18 protein-coding genes are annotated in these 17,713 nt (G+C 43.8%); 8 read left to right on the top strand and 10 right to left on the bottom strand.

The genetic code is table 11. The features are described 5' to 3' along the window. Positions 1 to 25: 25 nt before the first annotated feature. Positions 26 to 262, bottom strand: coding sequence for a hypothetical protein (locus QQL36_RS22840; protein ID WP_321566882.1), 237 nt, complete (start codon positions 260 to 262; stop codon positions 26 to 28). Positions 263 to 324: 62 nt separating this feature from the next. Then, positions 325 to 681: a hypothetical protein gene (locus QQL36_RS22845; RefSeq protein WP_083726762.1), complete on the bottom strand. Its 357-nt coding sequence runs from the start codon at positions 679 to 681 to the stop codon at positions 325 to 327. Between the two features lie 226 nt (positions 682 to 907). Between QQL36_RS22845 and QQL36_RS22850 the strand changes: the two genes are divergently transcribed. Both QQL36_RS22850 and QQL36_RS22855 read left to right on the top strand, forming a co-directional pair. Beyond that, a complete protein-coding gene (locus tag QQL36_RS22850) occupies positions 908 to 1,882 on the top strand; it encodes a ribonucleotide-diphosphate reductase subunit beta (RefSeq protein WP_321566883.1) in 975 nt (324 codons plus the stop codon). Between the two features lie 22 nt (positions 1,883 to 1,904). Then, the gene (locus QQL36_RS22855; protein ID WP_235643935.1) at positions 1,905 to 3,608 is read left to right on the top strand and encodes a ribonucleoside-diphosphate reductase subunit alpha; all 1,704 of its coding nucleotides are present in this window, start codon (positions 1,905 to 1,907) and stop codon (positions 3,606 to 3,608) included. 463 nt (positions 3,609 to 4,071) lie between these two features. Here the strand turns inward: QQL36_RS22855 and QQL36_RS22860 are convergent, their stop codons facing one another. Together QQL36_RS22860 and QQL36_RS22865 are read right to left on the bottom strand one after the other, a co-directional pair. Beyond that, positions 4,072 to 4,254, bottom strand: coding sequence for a hypothetical protein (locus QQL36_RS22860; protein WP_321566884.1), 183 nt, complete (start codon positions 4,252 to 4,254; stop codon positions 4,072 to 4,074). A gap of 48 nt (positions 4,255 to 4,302) precedes the next feature. Next, entirely contained in the window at positions 4,303 to 4,830 is a 528-nt protein-coding gene (locus tag QQL36_RS22865; RefSeq protein ID WP_321566885.1) for a dihydrofolate reductase family protein, read from the bottom strand. Between the two features lie 104 nt (positions 4,831 to 4,934). Here QQL36_RS22865 and QQL36_RS22870 point away from each other — a divergent pair, with 104 nt between their 5' ends. Then, positions 4,935 to 5,813 (top strand): LysR family transcriptional regulator, encoded by an 879-nt coding sequence (locus QQL36_RS22870; RefSeq protein WP_083726768.1) that lies wholly within the window; start codon positions 4,935 to 4,937, stop codon positions 5,811 to 5,813. Here QQL36_RS22870 and QQL36_RS22875 read toward each other — a convergent pair. From QQL36_RS22875 to ilvC, 6 genes are all read right to left on the bottom strand, one after another. Then, positions 5,797 to 6,315, bottom strand: a complete 519-nt coding sequence (locus QQL36_RS22875) for a GNAT family N-acetyltransferase (protein ID WP_321566886.1) — start codon at positions 6,313 to 6,315, stop codon at positions 5,797 to 5,799. The genes QQL36_RS22870 and QQL36_RS22875 overlap by 17 nt on opposite strands. Next, positions 6,290 to 7,465, bottom strand: a complete 1,176-nt coding sequence (locus QQL36_RS22880) for an MFS transporter (RefSeq protein ID WP_321566887.1) — start codon at positions 7,463 to 7,465, stop codon at positions 6,290 to 6,292. The genes QQL36_RS22875 and QQL36_RS22880 overlap by 26 nt, the downstream gene beginning before the upstream one ends. 319 nt (positions 7,466 to 7,784) lie before the next feature. Further along, positions 7,785 to 9,104, bottom strand: coding sequence for a serine hydrolase (locus QQL36_RS22885; RefSeq protein WP_083726774.1), 1,320 nt, complete (start codon positions 9,102 to 9,104; stop codon positions 7,785 to 7,787). 30 nt (positions 9,105 to 9,134) lie between these two features. Next, on the bottom strand, positions 9,135 to 9,788 hold the full coding sequence (locus QQL36_RS22890; protein WP_083726776.1) for a FadR/GntR family transcriptional regulator: 654 nt from the start codon (positions 9,786 to 9,788) through the stop codon (positions 9,135 to 9,137). 5 nt (positions 9,789 to 9,793) lie between these two features. After that, on the bottom strand, positions 9,794 to 11,248 hold the full coding sequence (locus QQL36_RS22895) for an ATP-binding cassette domain-containing protein (protein ID WP_321566888.1): 1,455 nt from the start codon (positions 11,246 to 11,248) through the stop codon (positions 9,794 to 9,796). Between the two features lie 126 nt (positions 11,249 to 11,374). Further along, positions 11,375 to 12,856, bottom strand: coding sequence for a ketol-acid reductoisomerase (ilvC, locus tag QQL36_RS22900; protein ID WP_321566889.1), 1,482 nt, complete (start codon positions 12,854 to 12,856; stop codon positions 11,375 to 11,377). A 470-nt stretch (positions 12,857 to 13,326) separates the two neighbouring features. On the opposite strand from ilvC, the gene QQL36_RS22905 reads away from it, so the two are divergent. The 5 genes from QQL36_RS22905 to QQL36_RS22925 all read left to right on the top strand — a co-directional run bounded on the left by QQL36_RS22905 (position 13,327) and on the right by QQL36_RS22925 (position 17,619). Next, positions 13,327 to 14,286 carry a sensor histidine kinase gene (locus QQL36_RS22905; RefSeq protein ID WP_321566890.1) on the top strand — a complete coding sequence of 320 codons (960 nt, stop codon included), beginning with the start codon at positions 13,327 to 13,329 and terminating at the stop codon, positions 14,284 to 14,286. After that, positions 14,283 to 14,966 (top strand): LytR/AlgR family response regulator transcription factor, encoded by a 684-nt coding sequence (locus tag QQL36_RS22910; protein WP_083726784.1) that lies wholly within the window; start codon positions 14,283 to 14,285, stop codon positions 14,964 to 14,966. The genes QQL36_RS22905 and QQL36_RS22910 overlap by 4 nt, the downstream gene beginning before the upstream one ends. Before the next feature lie 59 nt (positions 14,967 to 15,025). Then, complete coding sequence (locus QQL36_RS22915; protein ID WP_143708997.1) at positions 15,026 to 16,588, top strand: hypothetical protein; 1,563 nt, start codon at positions 15,026 to 15,028, stop codon at positions 16,586 to 16,588. 54 nt (positions 16,589 to 16,642) lie between these two features. Further along, positions 16,643 to 17,014 carry a hypothetical protein gene (locus QQL36_RS22920; RefSeq protein WP_083726788.1) on the top strand — a complete coding sequence of 124 codons (372 nt, stop codon included), beginning with the start codon at positions 16,643 to 16,645 and terminating at the stop codon, positions 17,012 to 17,014. A 197-nt stretch (positions 17,015 to 17,211) separates the two neighbouring features. Beyond that, complete coding sequence (locus QQL36_RS22925) at positions 17,212 to 17,619, top strand: response regulator (RefSeq protein WP_083726790.1); 408 nt, start codon at positions 17,212 to 17,214, stop codon at positions 17,617 to 17,619. Positions 17,620 to 17,713: the final 94 nt, after the last annotated feature.

The raw sequence follows: 17,713 nt of genomic DNA on the forward strand, positions 1-17,713 counted from the left end.
AGTTTGATACACCCTCTTTTTAATTTTATTGAATCATAAACTGAAACTGATTACTTATCTGCTTACTATCATCCACCAGCACATTATACACTATCAATGTATACGTTCCTGCCGGCAAACCTGACTTTAACCGCAATTGTATTACATGACTTCCCATCGTCCGGTAAAAGGCCGTAGATGCTGTTTCACAATCAGTCGTAGACCTGCTCAGTTCTACATCAATAGACCTTACAATCATTCCCTGGCTGTCACTGATGCTCATATGGGTTTGCACCACTTTAATAGGAATATTGTAAATGTAAGGAGCGAACACATTGAAACCCGCTACACCAAAATTTCCCCAGAAGTAGTCACCTCCATCTTTACATCGTAGGTGCTCAGGTGTTCCAGCCCCTCTGTCAGGTGCATGGTATCGCCTGTAATGGTAAGTTTTTTCCATTCAGTCCAGGCCTTGTCGCTGGTTTTGATGTAGGAAATGGTGGCGGTATAGCCATCCGGCGGAACGATGGTGCCATACTTACCTGTGAAAGTAAATATGATCTCTTCCGGAGTTTTACTCACCAGTTTTAACCGGTGTCCATCTTTATACTCGGTAAGTGTTGGATCTACTGTTGTCTGATTGTCCTTTTTACAAGCCCCGAACAACAGGCTTGCCACAAACAAGAAAAATAGGTTACGCATAGGGTTATAAATTATTAAGGGGGTAAAAATATATTAAATTATTTTAATGTTATAATAAATCTGGTCTAAATCAGCCCTGACAGGGAGAACGATCATTCCAAAAACTGATTATCCCCATATGTTGATTTCTTTTTCCAACTCTCTTTAATTTAATCGGGACATTTGCCTCCGGACATGATAGATATATTTATTTTATCATTTGTTTAAAAGTTTAAAGAAATCAGACATGGGATTATTTGACAAGAGGGTTCAGTACAAACCATTTGAGTATCCGGAGGTCCTCCAGTATACTGATGCGATTAACAAATCTTTTTGGGTGCATTCAGAAGTGGATTTTACAGCTGATATTCAGGACTTTCATGCCCACCTATCTATACCAGAACAAAGCGCTATAAAGAATAGTCTGCTTTCCATTGCACAGGTGGAAGTAGCTGTAAAATCATTCTGGGGCAACCTGTACCAGCATTTCCCAAAACCGGAAATGAATGGTCTGGGCTCTACCTTTGCAGAATGTGAATTCCGTCACTCAGAAGCTTACAGCCGTCTGCTGGAAGTACTGGGTTACAACGATGAATTCACCGAACTGATGAAAGTACCTATTATCCAGGAACGTATCACCTATCTGAGCGCTGCACTGGAAAATGCGAAATCAAACGATAAGAAAGAATATACTATCTCCCTGATCCTGTTCAGTTTACTGATCGAAAACGTGAGCCTGTTCTCCCAGTTTGCCATCGTGCTGTCATTTACCCGTTTCAGAGGTCTGATGAAAAATGTGAGCAACATCATCGCATGGACTTCCGTAGATGAGCAGATTCACGCAAATGCCGGTATCTACCTGATTAGCAAGGTGAAAGAAGAATATCCTGATATTTTCACTCCGGAAGCTGTGAAGCAGGTAGTGGATATTGTGAAATTGTCTATCGAAACGGAAAGCCGCATGCTCGACTGGATCTTCAACGAAGGCGATATTGAGGTAATTAAGAAAGTGGACCTGATCAACTTCATGAAGAAGAGAGCAGATGATAGCTTACAACAGATTGGTATAGCTCCTATCTTTAACGTATCTTCAGAGGAGAGTGGTAAAATGTTGTGGTTTGAAGAAGAGATCTATTCTAATAGCCTGGATGACTTCTTTGCGAAACGCCCTGTAGAGTATACTAAGTTTGATAAGAGTATCTCAGCACACGATTTGTTTTAACTTTTTGACGATATAATAGATAATGATGACTTTATTTGAAACAGCCTCCCCCGAAACTGCTGTAACCAATGAGCAGGATAGCAACCGTCTGTGGTGGAAAAATGAAGAGAGTGAGCAGATCCTGAACAGAGGCTACTTACTGAAAGGTGAAACCGTAGAAGGTGCCATCGAAAGAATTTGTTCTGCTGCAGCACAACGCCTGTACAAACCAGAGCTGAAAGATGTATTCAAAGAAATGATCGAAAGAGGTTGGATGAGCTTAAGCTCTCCGATCTGGGCTAATATGGGAACAGAAAGAGGGCTGCCTATTTCCTGTTTCAACGTACACATTCCTGATAATATTGAAGGCATCACCCACAAACTGGGTGAGGTGATCATGCAGACCAAACTGGGTGGCGGTACTTCTGCTTACTTCGGTTCCCTGCGTGAGCGTGGTAGTGCGGTCACTGACAATGGTAAATCCAGTGGTGCTGTGAGCTTTATGCGCCTGTTTGACACTGCGATGGATACCATCAGCCAGGGTGGTGTAAGACGGGGTGCATTTGCAGCTTACATGGACATCGACCATGGTGACATCGAAGAATTCCTCTCTATCAAAGATATCGGACATCCTATCCAGAACCTGTTCAACGGCGTTTGTGTGCCTGACTACTGGATGAAAGACATGATCGATGGCGATATGGAGAAAAGGCAGATCTGGGCGAAAGTACTGGAAAGCCGTCAGCAGAAAGGCCTGCCATACATTTTCTTCACTGACAATGTAAACAGGCACAAACCTCAGGTGTACAAAGACCAGAACCTGACTATCCACGCAAGTAACCTGTGTTCCGAAATCATGCTGCCTTCTACAGAAGAAGAATCCTTCATCTGTTGTCTGTCTTCCATGAACCTGGAACTGTACGACGAATGGAAAGATACCAACGCTGTGAAACTGGCAGTATTCTTCCTCGATGCAGTATTGCAGGAGTTCATCGTAAAGACTGAAGGTAACCACTTCCTGGAGCCTGCTAACCGTTTTGCAAAAAGACACCGTGCACTGGGTCTTGGCGTATTGGGCTGGCACTCTTATCTTCAGAAGAACATGATTCCATTCGAAGGTTTACGTGCTAAACAACTGACATCTTCTATCTTCAAAGATATCCAGACCAAAGCAGAGAAAGCAAGTAAAGAACTGGCATGGATCTATGGTGAACCAGAATTGCTGAAAGGTTATGGCAAGAGAAATACCACACTGCTGGCGATTGCTCCAACCACTTCTTCCAGCGCGATCCTGGGTCAGACATCTCCTGGTATCGAGCCGTTCAGCAGCAACTATTTCAAAGCAGGTCTGTCAAAAGGTAACTTCATGCGTAAAAATAAATACCTGAAAGCTTTACTGGCCGAAAGAGGTATTGACAATGAGGAAACCTGGCGCAGTATCATGATGAACCATGGTAGCGTACAGCACCTGGAACAACTGACAGCTGAAGAAAAAGAAGTATTCAAAACATTCAAGGAAATCAGTCAGCTGGAAATCATTCAGCAGGCGTCTATCCGTCAGCAATATGTGGATCAGTCTCAAAGTCTGAACCTGAATATACCTTCTAATCTGCCTGTAAAAGAGGTGAACAGATTACTGATACAAGCGTGGGAACTGGGTGTGAAAACACTCTATTATCAACGCAGCCAGAGCGTTTCCAAAGAGTTGGTAACAAACCTGGTGACTTGTAAGAGTTGTGAAGGATAATGAAATTGAAAAAGGGGCGTCTCAATACTTCGGGACGCCCCTTTTTTCTGAAAATGGGTTTTCATTCCCCGTTGGTGAATTCCCACTTTCATGAATGTTTATTCGGGTACCTTTTCGTACATGCAATTCTGATGGCCTTCCTGTTACTTACGATACAGCCCCTTATTTTTTTCACGTTTATGAATATATGTTTATATTTGCCCACATATTTCCTTTCTATCATTTAGCCTAACCTTCTTACTGAGCTGTATGCGAACTTAATGAGCAATGAAATTGCCTGTTATGCTCCTATGCGAATAAACTGCCACACCTTTTCATTTACCACTTCAAAATCATTTGAATCGCGCATAAAACGGTAAGGGCATCGTCATTTATTTAATCACCATATTTTAAAATTGAGTAATTATGAAAAAGTACAGCGTTCATTTGTTGGTAGCATTATTTGTAATAGCAATTAGTTTTACTAGTTGTGCACCACATGGTGGTCCACACGGCGGCGGTGGTCGTCATGGTGGTGAGCACGGTCATCAGCGTTAATGATATGAAGGGCTGGAATGCTTAATTTAATAAGCGTTTCAGCCTTTACAAAGTATATAGCGAAACTCCTGCACAGACCAGCCGCTAATACCAGTAATACAATTTGCATTTGTTTACTTTGTGGCCATGCCGGCTAACGGGCAAAGCAATAATTTCATCAGGCTTTTTTATAATGCAGTTGCGTTAATCCTTTTTCAAAATGTTTTACAGAAATAAGATCCAGTAGTTGTTCCCCACGACCATCCTGGAATAATTTTGTCCCGCTACCCAGCAGTATGGGAATAATTGAAATCACAAATTCATCAATTAAATTGTCTTGTAATAATGCATTGACGATTTCCGCACCCCCATCGCAGAAGATATTTTTCCCTTCCTCCTTTTTCAATCTGGTAACCAGTTCCGGCAGCGAACCTGTATAGAAATGAGTGCTGCCAATTGTCGCCCGTGGCGTTTTTGTGATCACATAAGTTGTTTTATCCGCATGATGGAATTCCGGTACATGGCTCAGTATCCAATCATATGTTTTTCTACCTATGATCACGGTGTCGATGGTATTGATAAACTCCGCATAGCCATAGTCTTCGCCTTCCTTTTCTACAATGGAGAGAAAGCTCAGGTCATCATCGGGTTGGGCTATGTACCCATCAACACTGGTAGCTATATACAGAATTGTTTTTCTTTCCATGGGTTAAAAATTACATGCAATTGCATATTACTAAAATTATGTGGAATAATGATATTGATCATTGTCAATCGTTGCGTGTAACTTAATTGTAACTTGCTTCCAGGATGGAACATAGACAGCTTAAATATTTTCTGAAGGCACAGGAATTGCTCAGCTTTACTGAAGCAGCACAACAGCTGCACATCAGTCAGAGCACCCTGTCACAACAGATCAAACAACTGGAAATGGAACTGAATACCCCGCTCTTCAACCGTATCGGCAGACAGATCACGTTGACGGAAGCCGGCACCCTGTTTACAGATTATGCCAAGCAGGCGGTGAAGAAAGCGGAAGACGGGCTGCAGATGATCAGGGACCTGAATAACCTGCATATCGGTACGGTCACGGTAGGAGTGGCGTATAGTCTGAAGAACTTTTTCACAAAGGCACTCATACAGTTTGCCGCTACTTTCCCACAGATCAACCTGAAGGTAGTATACGACTCCTCCCTGGGATTGTTCGACCGCTTGGACCAGTTCGAACTGGATTTCAGCCTGGCCTTTCACGAAGGGACTGATGTACCCCATTTTGCTTACCAGGAGTTGTTTAGCAGCCCCATGGTCGTGGTGGCCAACAAACAATCAAAGATTGCGAAAAAGAAGATCCTTTCTCTGGATGAAATCTGCCAGCTGCCACTGGTCATTGCGACAAGGGGATACAGCAGTAGTCATATTATCAGTAAGACCTTTACGAGATATGGCCTGGACCCGAAATTTTCCATTGAAGTCAATGATATCCCCACAGTATTAGACCTCGTCAAAACAGGTAAGTGGTACAGCATCGTCGTACAAACGAGTGTGATTGACAAGGACCTGGTGACGATCCCTATTGATGAAAAAACACTGGTGCGCAATACAAATATTATCTCACTGAAGGAAGCCTACGAAACCAGGGCTATAAAAGAATTCAAAAAGATCCTGATCGGTCTTAAGCATGAGGATTAGTTAATACTTTCTCATATGCTTTGCGGGCTGAGCCCCTGAAAAATACTTCACCGCAATATACATATCCGCTTTTTTCGAAGGCGCCCATCATCTTTGGGTTGTCGAAATTCGTATCTGCCCTTACACTGGTAATGCCCTGCTGCAAGGCCCATTCATCTATGTGTTTAAGCATGATTTTGGAGAGCCCTTTACCCAGGTGCTTTTCAGAGATCGCTACACGATGGTATACCACGAAATCGCCATCAGTAAGCCATTTGCCTTCTATGGCTGCATAAGCCGGTTCGTCATTGATAAGCATGGCTACATAGCCAAGAATTTCATCGCCTTCAGTCAACACATAGCCATGCCCCTTTTCGATGTCTTCTTTTACCACGGCCGGATTCGGATAGCCATCCTGCCATTGTCTGCTGCCGTCTTCTTTTCTTCGTTGAATGGCCTGTGCCAGAATGCCCCAGATGGCCGATTGTTCTTCTAAGCTAGCTTTTCTGAAGTTGTAGTTCATATGATCTTATATTCCAGATTAATACGAGATTGATTAATAATAGTGCACACAGTCCACACAGGTAAATAGTAGTGCCGAATTGCTGAATCATAAACCCACCTATAAAAGGCGCTGCCGCCTGCGCGATAAGCGGCATACGGGCCAGCCGGCCTATGACCAGCGGGTACTGATCAGGACCAAAGATCGCTAAAGGTAAAGTGCCCCTCAGCACAGATCGCATGCCGTTTCCAACCCCAAAGATAATTATTCCTATTGTAGCAAGGCTGGGGTGAAAGAAGAGAAGGCCGATACCGAGTAGCATAGCGAAGGTAGAAATGAACGCCATTTCAACCGCGCTGCGGTTGGCGATCATGAGTTCCAGTGTACGGGCAGCTGATTGACTGGGGCCGAGAAAGGCCACGATCATCAATATAACAGACATCTCAATTTTTTTAGCACTAAGGATGTCGATAAGGTGTACCACTACACCAGTAGTGATGATGGCGCCGATGGTAAAGTTGGCAAGAAGGAGGTAAAAGATCCTGGAACGGAAAGAAACACTGTCCCTTTGGGTGATCGTTTCTTTTATGATTGTTGGCCGGAATATGTATTTATGAATAGGATAGATCCCCATCATTAGGATCCCTGCAAATGTGAAACAGGTATGCCGCCAGCCCAGTTCATGAAGTAAAAACGAAGTAAATGGCCATGATATAGAAGGCGCCAGACTGGCTATCAGTGTGACCCATACAATCACCTTTTTCGCCTTGCTGCCATATAGCTTTCCCAGCGAAGCAAAGAGGGCATCGTACAGCCCCATGCCCATACCTACACCAATAACAACCCAACCCAGTACAAACAGCAAATAGCTTTGTGCGGATCCAATCATAATAAGCCCTATGCCCATTACAATCCCCGTATAATGCAGGATGAAGTTCTGATCGTATTGCTGGATCATCTTCCCGATAGCTGGCAATAGCAAGCCCGAAATCAACAGCGATAAAGATAAACACCCGTATACCTGCTGGTACGACCAGCCCGTTTCCTGCATAATCGGTCCGGATAATACGGATAAAAGAAAGTAAGACCCGCCCCACAAAAGTATCTGTGACAAGCCTGATAGCAACAATACAGTATAAGGTGGCTTTGAATTTTCGATAAGCTGTTCCATAAACAGCTGCAAAGGTCTGAAGTTTCCTGGATCGGCAAAACGTTATTTTTCAATCCAAACAATCGAATAAACCGATTTGAAAAAAGGGATGTACCAAGTAACAGGAAGGCCAGGAGAATGACATGTACGAAAAAGGTACCCGAATAAAACCTTCATGAAAGAGAGAATTCACCAACGGGGAATGAAAACCATTTTCAGAAAAAGGAGGCGCCTCGAAGTATTGAGACACGCCCCCTTTTTTCGCACAAATATTTTTAAGAAGCAAACAAATAGATAGTTGTAAGAAATGACGTAGAAAAAGAACAAATACTTGTAGATGCTATTTAGCACTCAAAATATCCTTCACACGTCCATTCTTTGGATCCAGCTCCATTACTTTTTTATAATTGATCTCAGCATTCGCTTTGTCACCTATCTGCGTATACGCATTGCCTAAATATTCATATGCTATAGCTGAAGTTGGAAATAGCTTTACATTCAGTTTAAACAACGCTATTCCAAACCCCGTTTGCTTGCTCTGCATAAAAATATCACCATTGGCATTTAAAAAATCAGCATCAAATTTTCTGCCCTCCTGTTCACAAAGTGAACGCACATTTTGCTCTACATAAGGCATTCCATTCCCCGTGATCCACTTGTACAGCGTTAGCTGCGTAGGCGGTGTAAATGGTTTATATGTCCCATCCTTCATCACTGAAATTACCCGTGGCGCCAACCTATCAGCCGACTCACCCATATTACACAGTATCACATAACTATATCCATCTTCTGTATACCCGATCGCCGATGTCCACGTAGGCAACCTACCCGTCATATGCATTGTGAGCGGATAACTATAATGGGAGGGAAGCAACTGCTTCCGCTTAGCCTCCACAAATTTCAGCATATCATCCAGCGTAATATACACCCCCTCATCAGGATGCCCGTTTTCAATATCGTCCACATTGGTTTTGGTCCCATCAGGATTGACGATCTGGCCATACGCACGGTTAGTGGCCGCCAGTTTCTCTGCCCTGGTATAAGCGATCGAAGTCATGCCCAGTGGGGTCCCGATGCGTGTACGCACCGCATCGCCATAAGGCTGTCCGGTAATTTTTTCTATCACCGCCCCCAGTACCACATAAGCGGAATTGGAATAAGCCTCGCCCGTACCCGGGTTAAATAATAACGGCTGCCAGGAAATGATCTGCAACAGGTCGTTGAGCTTAAAATCCGTCTTCCTGATCTTCGCATAATCCGGACTATGCTCATAATCCCCTAATCCGGATCGCATGGTCAGCAATTGAGCGACTGTGATCGCCTTGCCCGTTTCAGGCGGAAAAATGTTCACAAACTTGTCTACAGATGCCAGTTCATCCAGTTTTCCCTCGCTGATCAGTTGGCGGATAATTTCTTCAGTGAATTGTTTGGTAAGATAATTTGTATTGTACAGGGTATTGGCAGTCAATGGTCTTTTGGTAGAGTTCTCAGAAAAGCCGTTTTGCTTGCCGTAAAAAACAGCCCCATCTTTCAGAATCACCGCCTGTCCTGAGAACATGCCCGACTCTATCGCCTGCCGGAATAATTGTGTGAAGGGTTGTGCATAGGTCGGAATAGTCAGTATCATAGCCACCCCCAATGAAAATATGGCCTTTTTCATAGGTTTTTTGGGGGTAAATGTACGTTATATTCAATATTCCAGTATTTCTTTGATACAGGCAATGGCCTGTTCGCAATCCTGGCGGCTAATAGCGTCTAATAATTCTACATGCAGATCCTGTGTTACGGTCATGATAGAAGTATCCCGCATGGTGTCCAGCAGGTATCTTTTTACATGTTTGGCTGTTGCCTTGTATAGGTCTTCCAACACGGGATTGCAGGTTGCATGGGCCATACAGCTATGAAAAGCCAGGTCTTCATCAATACTCTGTTCTATCTGCCCGGTTTTGCCAAAGTGATCCCTGCGCTGCAGCACTTCTGCCATGTTGCGGATATCCGCTTCTGTACGGTTCATTGCCGCTTTCTCCGCCATCTTGATTTCCAGCCAGGCGCGTACTTCATCTATGTGTTTGGTATCCGCCTTGCTCAGACGAACATCGATGGGCTCGCGGGAGCTCACCATCTCATTTACAAATGAACCGACACCATGGCGAACATCTAGTATGCCAATGTTAGCCAGCAACTTTATAGCTTCTCTGATTGTAGACCGGCCCACCCCAAAAGAAGCCATCATATCCGTTTCGTTCGGCAGCTTTTCGCCTACCTGATATGTACCATTGACAATCAGATCGTTTATGCGATCAGCAACTTCTTCCGCAAGTGTTTTCCTATGTATTTTAGTCATGTCAGCTATTGAATCGTTTCTATTTTTACCACATGTCCTTTATCCAGTAAAATCCTTTTTTCCAGGCAGGATGGAAGGGCCGATTCGTAATGGCCTACATAAATTAATGTTGTCCCGTTTGCGCACAATTTGTCGACAAACTTATTGAAGTATTGTGTCTGGTCATTGTCCAGTCCCTGACACGGTTCATCCAGAATTAACAATTCAGGATTCTTGATGATCGCTCTCGCCAGCAGTGCCAGGCGTTGTTTACCCAATGGCAGGGTGTTGAGTAGTTCATGCTGTACATCCTTCATGTTCAGGAACGCTATCAGTTCTCTTACTTTCACAGTCTGCGAGTAAGGGAGCTGTTTGAACAACCCGATAGAATCATAAAAACCGGATGCTATACTGGTGAATACCGTTGCACTGGGATCAAAATACCAGTGCAGTTCCGGACTGATTAAACCGATCTTTTCCTTGATGTCCCAGATACTTTCACCACTCCCACGTTGTTTACCAAAGAGGAAGAGGCCATCTACATAAGACTGTGGATGATCTGCACAGACCAGGCTTAGTAAAGTTGATTTACCGGAACCATTGTGTCCCTGCAATAACCACTTTTCACCGGCGTTCACTTCCCAGTTAATATTATTCAGTACCTGCTTTTCACCATAGTGAATATTCATATCGACCATCTTCACTACCTGTGCTGCATGATACACTGGCTTTTCCGTGAGGAATTCAGGCAGTGGTTCCAGTTCGTGCAATATCTCGCTGGAATGCTCATTGGTAGAAGAGGAGACCAGTTTACCATCAATGATCTGCGCATACTGATGCACATTATTGGGTACGGCAGAGTCGTTGGTGATAAGAATGTATTGAGATCCCACCTGGGTAAGTTCTTGCAGCAGGGTATTTAAGTTCTTTCTGGAAGCTACATCCAGACCGGCGTAAGGCTGGTCCAGGATTAGCAGTTGTGGCTTGAGCCAGAGGGCCTTGACCAATTGCAGCTTTTTGTGCTCCCCGCTGGAAAGTTCTATCAGCTGAGAGTCCAGCAGTTCTCTATATCCGAGTGCATCGATAATATTATCGGCATCGGCGATATCGAGGTTCTTTTCTTTTCCAAAGACTTTAAAATCGCCAAGTACGGTAAGGGTTTCTCTCGCCTGTTTACGATTATAGCGCTGTTGGTAGTAAAAATTCGCGTCGCCTTCTAAGTTCTTAAAGTGGTACCAGTTGGAAACGTAGAGTACCTGCTGAGGAAGCAGGCTGTTTTTATCAAAGTTATATTCGATGTTGCCGTCGATACCTTTAGGTGTTTCTATCAGTTGGGCGAGGGTGGTTTTTCCGCTCCCGCTTATTCCGTTCAGCACCCAGTTTTGTCCACGAACTATATTCCAGCTTAAATTATCTAATACGATCTTGTCTTTAAACCTGACATTCAGATTTAAAACTTTAACAACGGGCTCTGACATCATATTCCAATTTCTGAGAGGAAGAGGCAGGATGTATCTTCAATAAATGAAACTCCTGAGAATCGCATAAATGGATCCGAATTTTAAAGAGCGTGTATCAAAAGTAAGATACACGCTCTTCAATATATTTTAGGTAGTCTTAATTGACTTCATAGCTGTCATAGCTTTACGCAGTTTTCTTCCTACTACCTCAACCGGATGGTCGCGGAGGATTGCGTTGATGTTTACCAGTTCAGCGTTATCAACGGAACCGGTTTTACCTTCGTTGAAGTTTTTACCAACCAGGTCAGTATCAACAGTCTTCATGAAACCAGCCAGCAATGGTTTACAAGCCTGATCAAACAGGTAACAGCCATATTCAGCGGTGTCAGAGATCACGCGGTTCATTTCGAACAGTTTCTTACGTGCAATAGTATTTGCGATCAGTGGAGTTTCGTGCAGAGACTCATAGTATGCAGATTCAGCTTTGATACCAGCTTCTACCATTGTTTCGAAAGCCAGTTCCACACCTGCTCTGATGAATGCTACCATCAGGGTGTAGTTGTCAAAGTATTCCTGTTCGCTGATCTTCACGTCGCCAGCAGGTGTCTTTTCGAAGGCAGTTTCACCGGTTTCAGCTCTCCATTTCAGCAGGTTCGCATCACCATTAGCCCAGTCTTTCATCATGGTGCTGCTGAATTCGCCGCTCATGATGTCATCCTGGTGTTTCTGGAACAGCGGACGCATAATGGTCTTCAGTTCTTCAGAAATTTTGAAAGCAGCTATTTTCGCAGGGTTGCTCAGACGGTCCATCATACCACTTACACCACCGTGTTTCAGTGCTTCAGTCACTACTTCTACACCGTATTGAACTAATTTGGAAGCGTAACCAGCATCGATACCTTTCTCCAGCATTTTGTCGAAAGACAGGATAGAACCGGTTTGCAGCAGACCACACAGGATGGTTTGCTCACCCATCAGGTCAGACTTTACTTCAGCTACAAAGCTGGAACGCAGTACACCAGCTCTGTGGCCACCTGTACCTACGCAATAAGCTTTTGCCTGCTCCAGACCTTTACCTTCAGGATCGTTCTCCGGGTGAACAGCGATCAGGGTAGGTACACCAAAGCCTCTCAGGTACTCTGCTCTTACTTCAGAACCTGGGCATTTAGGTGCCACCATTATTACAGTGATGTCTTTACGGATTTGCATTCCTTCTTCTACAATGTTGAACCCGTGAGAGTACAGCAGGGTAGAATTCTTTTTCATCAAAGGCATTATCTTAGTTACCACAGCAGTGTGTTGCTTGTCGGGAGTGAGGTTCACTACCACATCTGCACCTGGAATCAGTTCTTCGAATGTGCCAACCTTAAAGTTGTTGTCAGTTGCATTTTTCCAGGAATCTCTCTTGTTGTCGATCGCTTCCTGGCGCAGTGCGTAGGAAATGTCCAGACCACTATCTCTGAGGTTCAGACCCTGATTTAAACCCTGAGCACCTGCTCCAACGATAACTACTTTCTTACCCTTGAGGGCTGCTACGCCGTCAGCAAATTCAGCGATGTCCATGAACTCGCATACACCTAATTGGTTCAGTTGCTCCCTGAGGGGTAAAGAATTAAAATAATTTGCCATTGCTTCTTAAAGTATTAATTAAAGTCTAAATGTTAAGTCCGATGTCGTGTCATCTGATGACAAAGTTATCAGGATTTTTATTATTGTCAATACCCATTTTATATTTCGGGAATTATTTCAAAGAGACCCGGAATTTTTTAGATATTATTTAATTAGGCTACCCTTTCTGCCTGATTTTCGAATGATGAGGCTGTAACGGAAGTATACCACGAACCCGATCAGCAGCCATCCAATAAGGCGTAACCAGTTTTCTATGCCCTTCTAATGTTTTAGAAGTTTCCGTTTTTCATATAGTGGGGGAATAAAAAGGTGGGTAAAAACAACAGTGAGAGCGTGAAGTGGACAAATTTAACGATTGATGACCAACTTTAACAATTTTTTGTCTACGAAAAAGAGGTTTTCATCTCTGAATTTTAGGATTTCTGACTAAGGGTATAGGATGAATATTTCCTTCGTTATAATTTTCACCTATGAAAAATACTTTTCATGGCATACTGATAGTCGTCATCATACTCCTGACCATATTTGTACCATATCCGCCTAAGCATTCCCTGACCATCACTGCGCGGGAATTGTACTATTCCGTGATGTTGGACAATGTGATGGCCGCCGGTGGATATTTCCTGAATTTTTATGTCTTTATTCCCTTTTTGTATTACGGGAAAAGGGCGTTTTATTTCCTGGTATTAATCGCCTATGCAATATGCGTGATTTATATTCCCACAATACTCAACTACTTTTTTTCAGGGTTTCACTTTTTAGATCCGCTGCACTTTCCCATACCTCAATTAGTATTGCTGGCAGCAGCGCTCATGTTATCGTACATCGCACGCAAACGCTATGAATGGAAACAGTTGTCAGAAGAAAAGACGGCGTTTGAATTGTCCGCATTGAAACAACAAATGCAACCACATTTTTTCTTCAATACGCTGAATGGCATTTATGGGTTATCTATACAGCAATCAGAAAAAACACCTGCGTATATTCTGAAACTGGCAAACATGATGCGGTATGTACTATACGAAAGCAATGCAGACAAAGTATCGCTTGCCAAAGAACTGGACCACATCAGCAACTACTGCCAGATGCAACAGCTCAGGCTTGGATTGAACAACCAGGTATCACTGCGCATCACCGGGGAGGCGGGTACAAACCAGATTGCACCATTTATCCTAATACCTTTTATCGAGAATAGTTTCAAACATGGTATCTCTTCCAGCAGGGAGACGCAAATGCTGATTGAAATAAACACAACCACAGATTCACTTCATTTTTCAGCAACAAATACAATTGTAAAAACAGCTTCGAATGACGGTGTTGGTATCAAAAATGTAAAACGCAGACTGGATTTAATTTATCCCGATCAATACACGCTGACCATCAGTCAGCAAACGCAGCAATTCATCGTTCAACTCAGTGTAAAGTTATGAGACCTTTAGATGCTATTACTATCGACGACGAGCCGATCGCCCACGAAATCCTGGCACACTACAGCAAAAGGCTAAACGGGATCAGGCTGAAACGGCAATTTACCAATCCGGAGCAGGCATGTAAATACCTGGCCAGCAACCATGTAGACCTGATCCTGCTGGATATAGAAATGGCAGATGTAAATGGGTTTGCGTTTTACAGATCGTTGCCACAGCGACCTATGGTGATCTTCACAACCGCACATCCGGAGTATGCATTAGAAGGATTTAACGTGTCGGCGGTAGACTACCTGCTGAAACCCTTTTCGGAAGAGCGTTTTGAACAGGCGATCCTGAAAGCCGGTATGCAGAAAGATGTGCAGGAAATGGCGCCCTCACTCACTATCAGGGCCGACTATGAAACGAGGAATGTGCAGCTGAAAGACATCCTGTATATCGAAGGGTTAAACAACTACGTTAAAATCTATACCACATCGGCCACACATCCTTTATTGTCTATGATTTCGCTGAAAGAGATGATGAGCCGCTTGCCGGGCCATCAGTTCATGCGCATACACAGATCTTACATCGTGCCTCGCCCCAGGGTGAGCGCTATTACCAGCCGTTACGTCACGGTGGCAGGGAAAAAGCTGCCGGTAGGAGATACTTATCGCAGTAGTGTGATGACGATTCTCCAATAAAATAGGATGGTTTTCCCTTATTATTTTCTGCCGGATATATAGGAATATAGATTTGCCGGATGAAGTATTTATTGCCTGTCACTCTACTTGCTTTTATCCCTTTGTCTGTCTGGTCACAGCCTCCCGGTCCGCCTATGCCTACCGGTCGTACGCAAAAAGTGCTGCTTATTCTGAATGAAAAGACAGGAAAAACTGACACGGTTAAAATGGGTAATTTTATCAGGTTGTGGTTCTGGTCCGATACGAAACTGAAGATGGAACAACCACTTACCCGCACCGACTTCAGAAAACATACCTATTATGTAGAATCCAACCTGATGGGGGTGACGGATAGTGCCCTTATATTTTTAAAACGGTCTCCTTTTATCCCTGTACCACCCATTCCATTGCCGATCCCACTTCCCATCCGCCTGCCCAACAAGATCCCGATGCATGAATACGATACCATCAAACTAAGCCAGATCAAAGGTATCCGTATGGTCAACATGGGCCTGGAAGGTGCCGCTGTCGGCGTCACCATGGTTCCTGCCATGTCTATCGTACCGGATTACTTTACTACCTGGCCGGGCATGATGTTCATGCAACCCAGTATGTCTATTGTATCCACCTATGTGGGCGATGTCATGTTCCCAATGCATAAAGTGAACAGGGAACGGAAAAAGACCCATTATACCCTGGGCACCAGCGAAATACCAACGGATACCATGTACTATATCCAGAAGCGGAAGATGAATGGTGAAAACGATTATGAATGGGAAGTGGAAAGGCTGGAACGCTACGAAAAAATGTATAAACACATTAAAAAGGAGCTGTCAGACGAAATGCTGGATCATTATCAGGGTAATACCATCTTCAGCATACCCCTGGGCGTTACCCTCATCCCGGATGGTTTCAGAAGCGGGGAAGATATGAAAACAAGGATCAGTATCACTGAACGGAAGTTCTTCTTTGGCTTCGCTACTGAGAACTTTATCACCGACCGGCACCGCATCGGGAATGAATTGACCCTCAACAGGACGGAACGGTTTATGTCGGTGACTGGTACCAACAGTATATCCATCAATTCTACAATGGGTATGATCCTGTCTAACTTCACTTACCTGAAGTGGGGCCTGAAAGGCATATACAGTGAGGGATATAAGAAACGGCAATGGATTAAGATTCACCAGCTGGACGACGAAATCGCTGCTTCTGAAGAGGTAGACGATATAGAAACGGGACTGCTCATGGCAAAGCGGAATTACTTCAGGACCATGCTGGCCGCAGAGCCGAAACCTTACCTGCTATTCGGGGTAGGTGCCGTGAATACCACCCTGATCAAAGTAAAGGGTAGTGATGCCAGCGGTATCGGCTCTACTGACTACTCCCAGCAGAAATTTGCACTGGAAGGCGGGTTTGGGATGTTCACCCGCGTGGGAAAACGCCTCACGTACGACTTTTCTGCCAAATACATCTGGACACCGAAGTACAGCCCTTACATCGGCGGATTGGAGCGCTATAGCGGGTTTAGATTACAATTGAACATCGGTTATATGTCAGGCGTGTCTTTTATGAGAATGAGACGAATATTAAAGATGGCAAATACAAACAGAGATCCTAAAGGAGATGAATTAAAGCTATAAATTGGATATTTGATAATTTTTTATAATTTACGGTCCCATATTTTTTACTATCCTATGAGTATTGAAAAGATCGTATTTGACAAGGTGTATGACGGCCCTATTGATGCAGACATTGACTGGGTGGCCGGCGGAAATTTTGATGGTTATATCTACAAAACCACTTTACGTTTTACGGAGGAAAAGAACGAAGTAGTCCTCACTACAAAGATTGTCGACCAGTCCAGGTATGATGGAGAGGAATGTGATACAAATGACATCGGAACTTTTTCAGTTTCTGACAAACGGGCAATTGTTTGTCAGTTCCCCGGTTTCGATATGAGAGGAAGATTCCTGGGTGAAAATTGCGAATTTATTGCGTTTTCTATCTGGCATAATAAGGACAGAACGCGCGCTTACTCCAGGGTGTATACGCTTACAGCCGACTAAAATGCGTATTCCGCTCTTTTGTAGCAGGGGGGCCAGGCATATTCTTCCGCACTGTATTCCCCGATCAGGGAAGAATTGCATTGCAGGGTGTGGGCTTTAGCAGATGGATATAATCGAAACCAGTTTTATCACTCATTACTTGAAATTGATAAAAATTGCTAATTTGCGGCACCCTAATAGCCGGGGGACTTACACTTATGTGCAAAGACCAGATTACCATTTTACTGGTAGATGATGATATTGAAGACCAGACATTACTTTCTGAAGCCATTCATAAAATAGCGCCAGCTATTTGTATTAAATTATTCAATAACGGGTCAGAGGTTTTACATTATTTATCTTCCAGGGAGGATGATACTCCTTGTTTAATAGTATTGGATTACAACATGCCAGGCATCAATGGCCTGCAGGTGTTGGAGCGGATAGGAGAGATCCACAGGCTCACCAGCATACCAAAAATAGTTTGGAGCACGTCCAATTCTCATCACTTTAGAACACAATGTTTGAACGCCGGAGCATTCAGGTATATAGTAAAGCCGCAAAATCTGCAGGACCTGAACCAGATTGCAGCGGATATTATTGATACTTGTGAGCGGGCGGCTTAGGTTATTCAAAAAAAGAGCGGGGCACCTCAAAGTGCCCCGCTCTTTTTCTGAAAATGGTTTTCATCCCAGTTGGTGAATTCACTCTTTGATGAAG

This window comes from Chitinophaga sp. LS1 (assembly GCF_034274695.1).
Lineage (GTDB): Bacteria > Bacteroidota > Bacteroidia > Chitinophagales > Chitinophagaceae > Chitinophaga.

Coding starts and splice junctions, on each gene's coding strand:
- QQL36_RS22925 (WP_083726790.1), top strand. CDS start 17,212: ATGTGCAAAGACCAGATTACCATTTTACTGGTAGATGATGATATTGAA.
- QQL36_RS22870 (WP_083726768.1), top strand. CDS start 4,935: ATGGAACATAGACAGCTTAAATATTTTCTGAAGGCACAGGAATTGCTC.
- QQL36_RS22850 (WP_321566883.1), top strand. CDS start 908: ATGGGATTATTTGACAAGAGGGTTCAGTACAAACCATTTGAGTATCCG.
- QQL36_RS22840 (WP_321566882.1), bottom strand. CDS start 262: ATGAGCATCAGTGACAGCCAGGGAATGATTGTAAGGTCTATTGATGTA.
- QQL36_RS22895 (WP_321566888.1), bottom strand. CDS start 11,248: ATGATGTCAGAGCCCGTTGTTAAAGTTTTAAATCTGAATGTCAGGTTT.
- QQL36_RS22845 (WP_083726762.1), bottom strand. CDS start 681: ATGCGTAACCTATTTTTCTTGTTTGTGGCAAGCCTGTTGTTCGGGGCT.
- QQL36_RS22865 (WP_321566885.1), bottom strand. CDS start 4,830: ATGGAAAGAAAAACAATTCTGTATATAGCTACCAGTGTTGATGGGTAC.
- QQL36_RS22915 (WP_143708997.1), top strand. CDS start 15,026: ATGAAGTATTTATTGCCTGTCACTCTACTTGCTTTTATCCCTTTGTCT.
- QQL36_RS22875 (WP_321566886.1), bottom strand. CDS start 6,315: ATGAACTACAACTTCAGAAAAGCTAGCTTAGAAGAACAATCGGCCATC.
- QQL36_RS22905 (WP_321566890.1), top strand. CDS start 13,327: ATGAAAAATACTTTTCATGGCATACTGATAGTCGTCATCATACTCCTG.
- QQL36_RS22885 (WP_083726774.1), bottom strand. CDS start 9,104: ATGAAAAAGGCCATATTTTCATTGGGGGTGGCTATGATACTGACTATT.
- ilvC (WP_321566889.1), bottom strand. CDS start 12,856: ATGGCAAATTATTTTAATTCTTTACCCCTCAGGGAGCAACTGAACCAA.
- QQL36_RS22910 (WP_083726784.1), top strand. CDS start 14,283: ATGAGACCTTTAGATGCTATTACTATCGACGACGAGCCGATCGCCCAC.
- QQL36_RS22855 (WP_235643935.1), top strand. CDS start 1,905: ATGATGACTTTATTTGAAACAGCCTCCCCCGAAACTGCTGTAACCAAT.
- QQL36_RS22890 (WP_083726776.1), bottom strand. CDS start 9,788: ATGACTAAAATACATAGGAAAACACTTGCGGAAGAAGTTGCTGATCGC.
- QQL36_RS22920 (WP_083726788.1), top strand. CDS start 16,643: ATGAGTATTGAAAAGATCGTATTTGACAAGGTGTATGACGGCCCTATT.
- QQL36_RS22860 (WP_321566884.1), bottom strand. CDS start 4,254: ATGCAAATTGTATTACTGGTATTAGCGGCTGGTCTGTGCAGGAGTTTC.
- QQL36_RS22880 (WP_321566887.1), bottom strand. CDS start 7,465: ATGGAACAGCTTATCGAAAATTCAAAGCCACCTTATACTGTATTGTTG.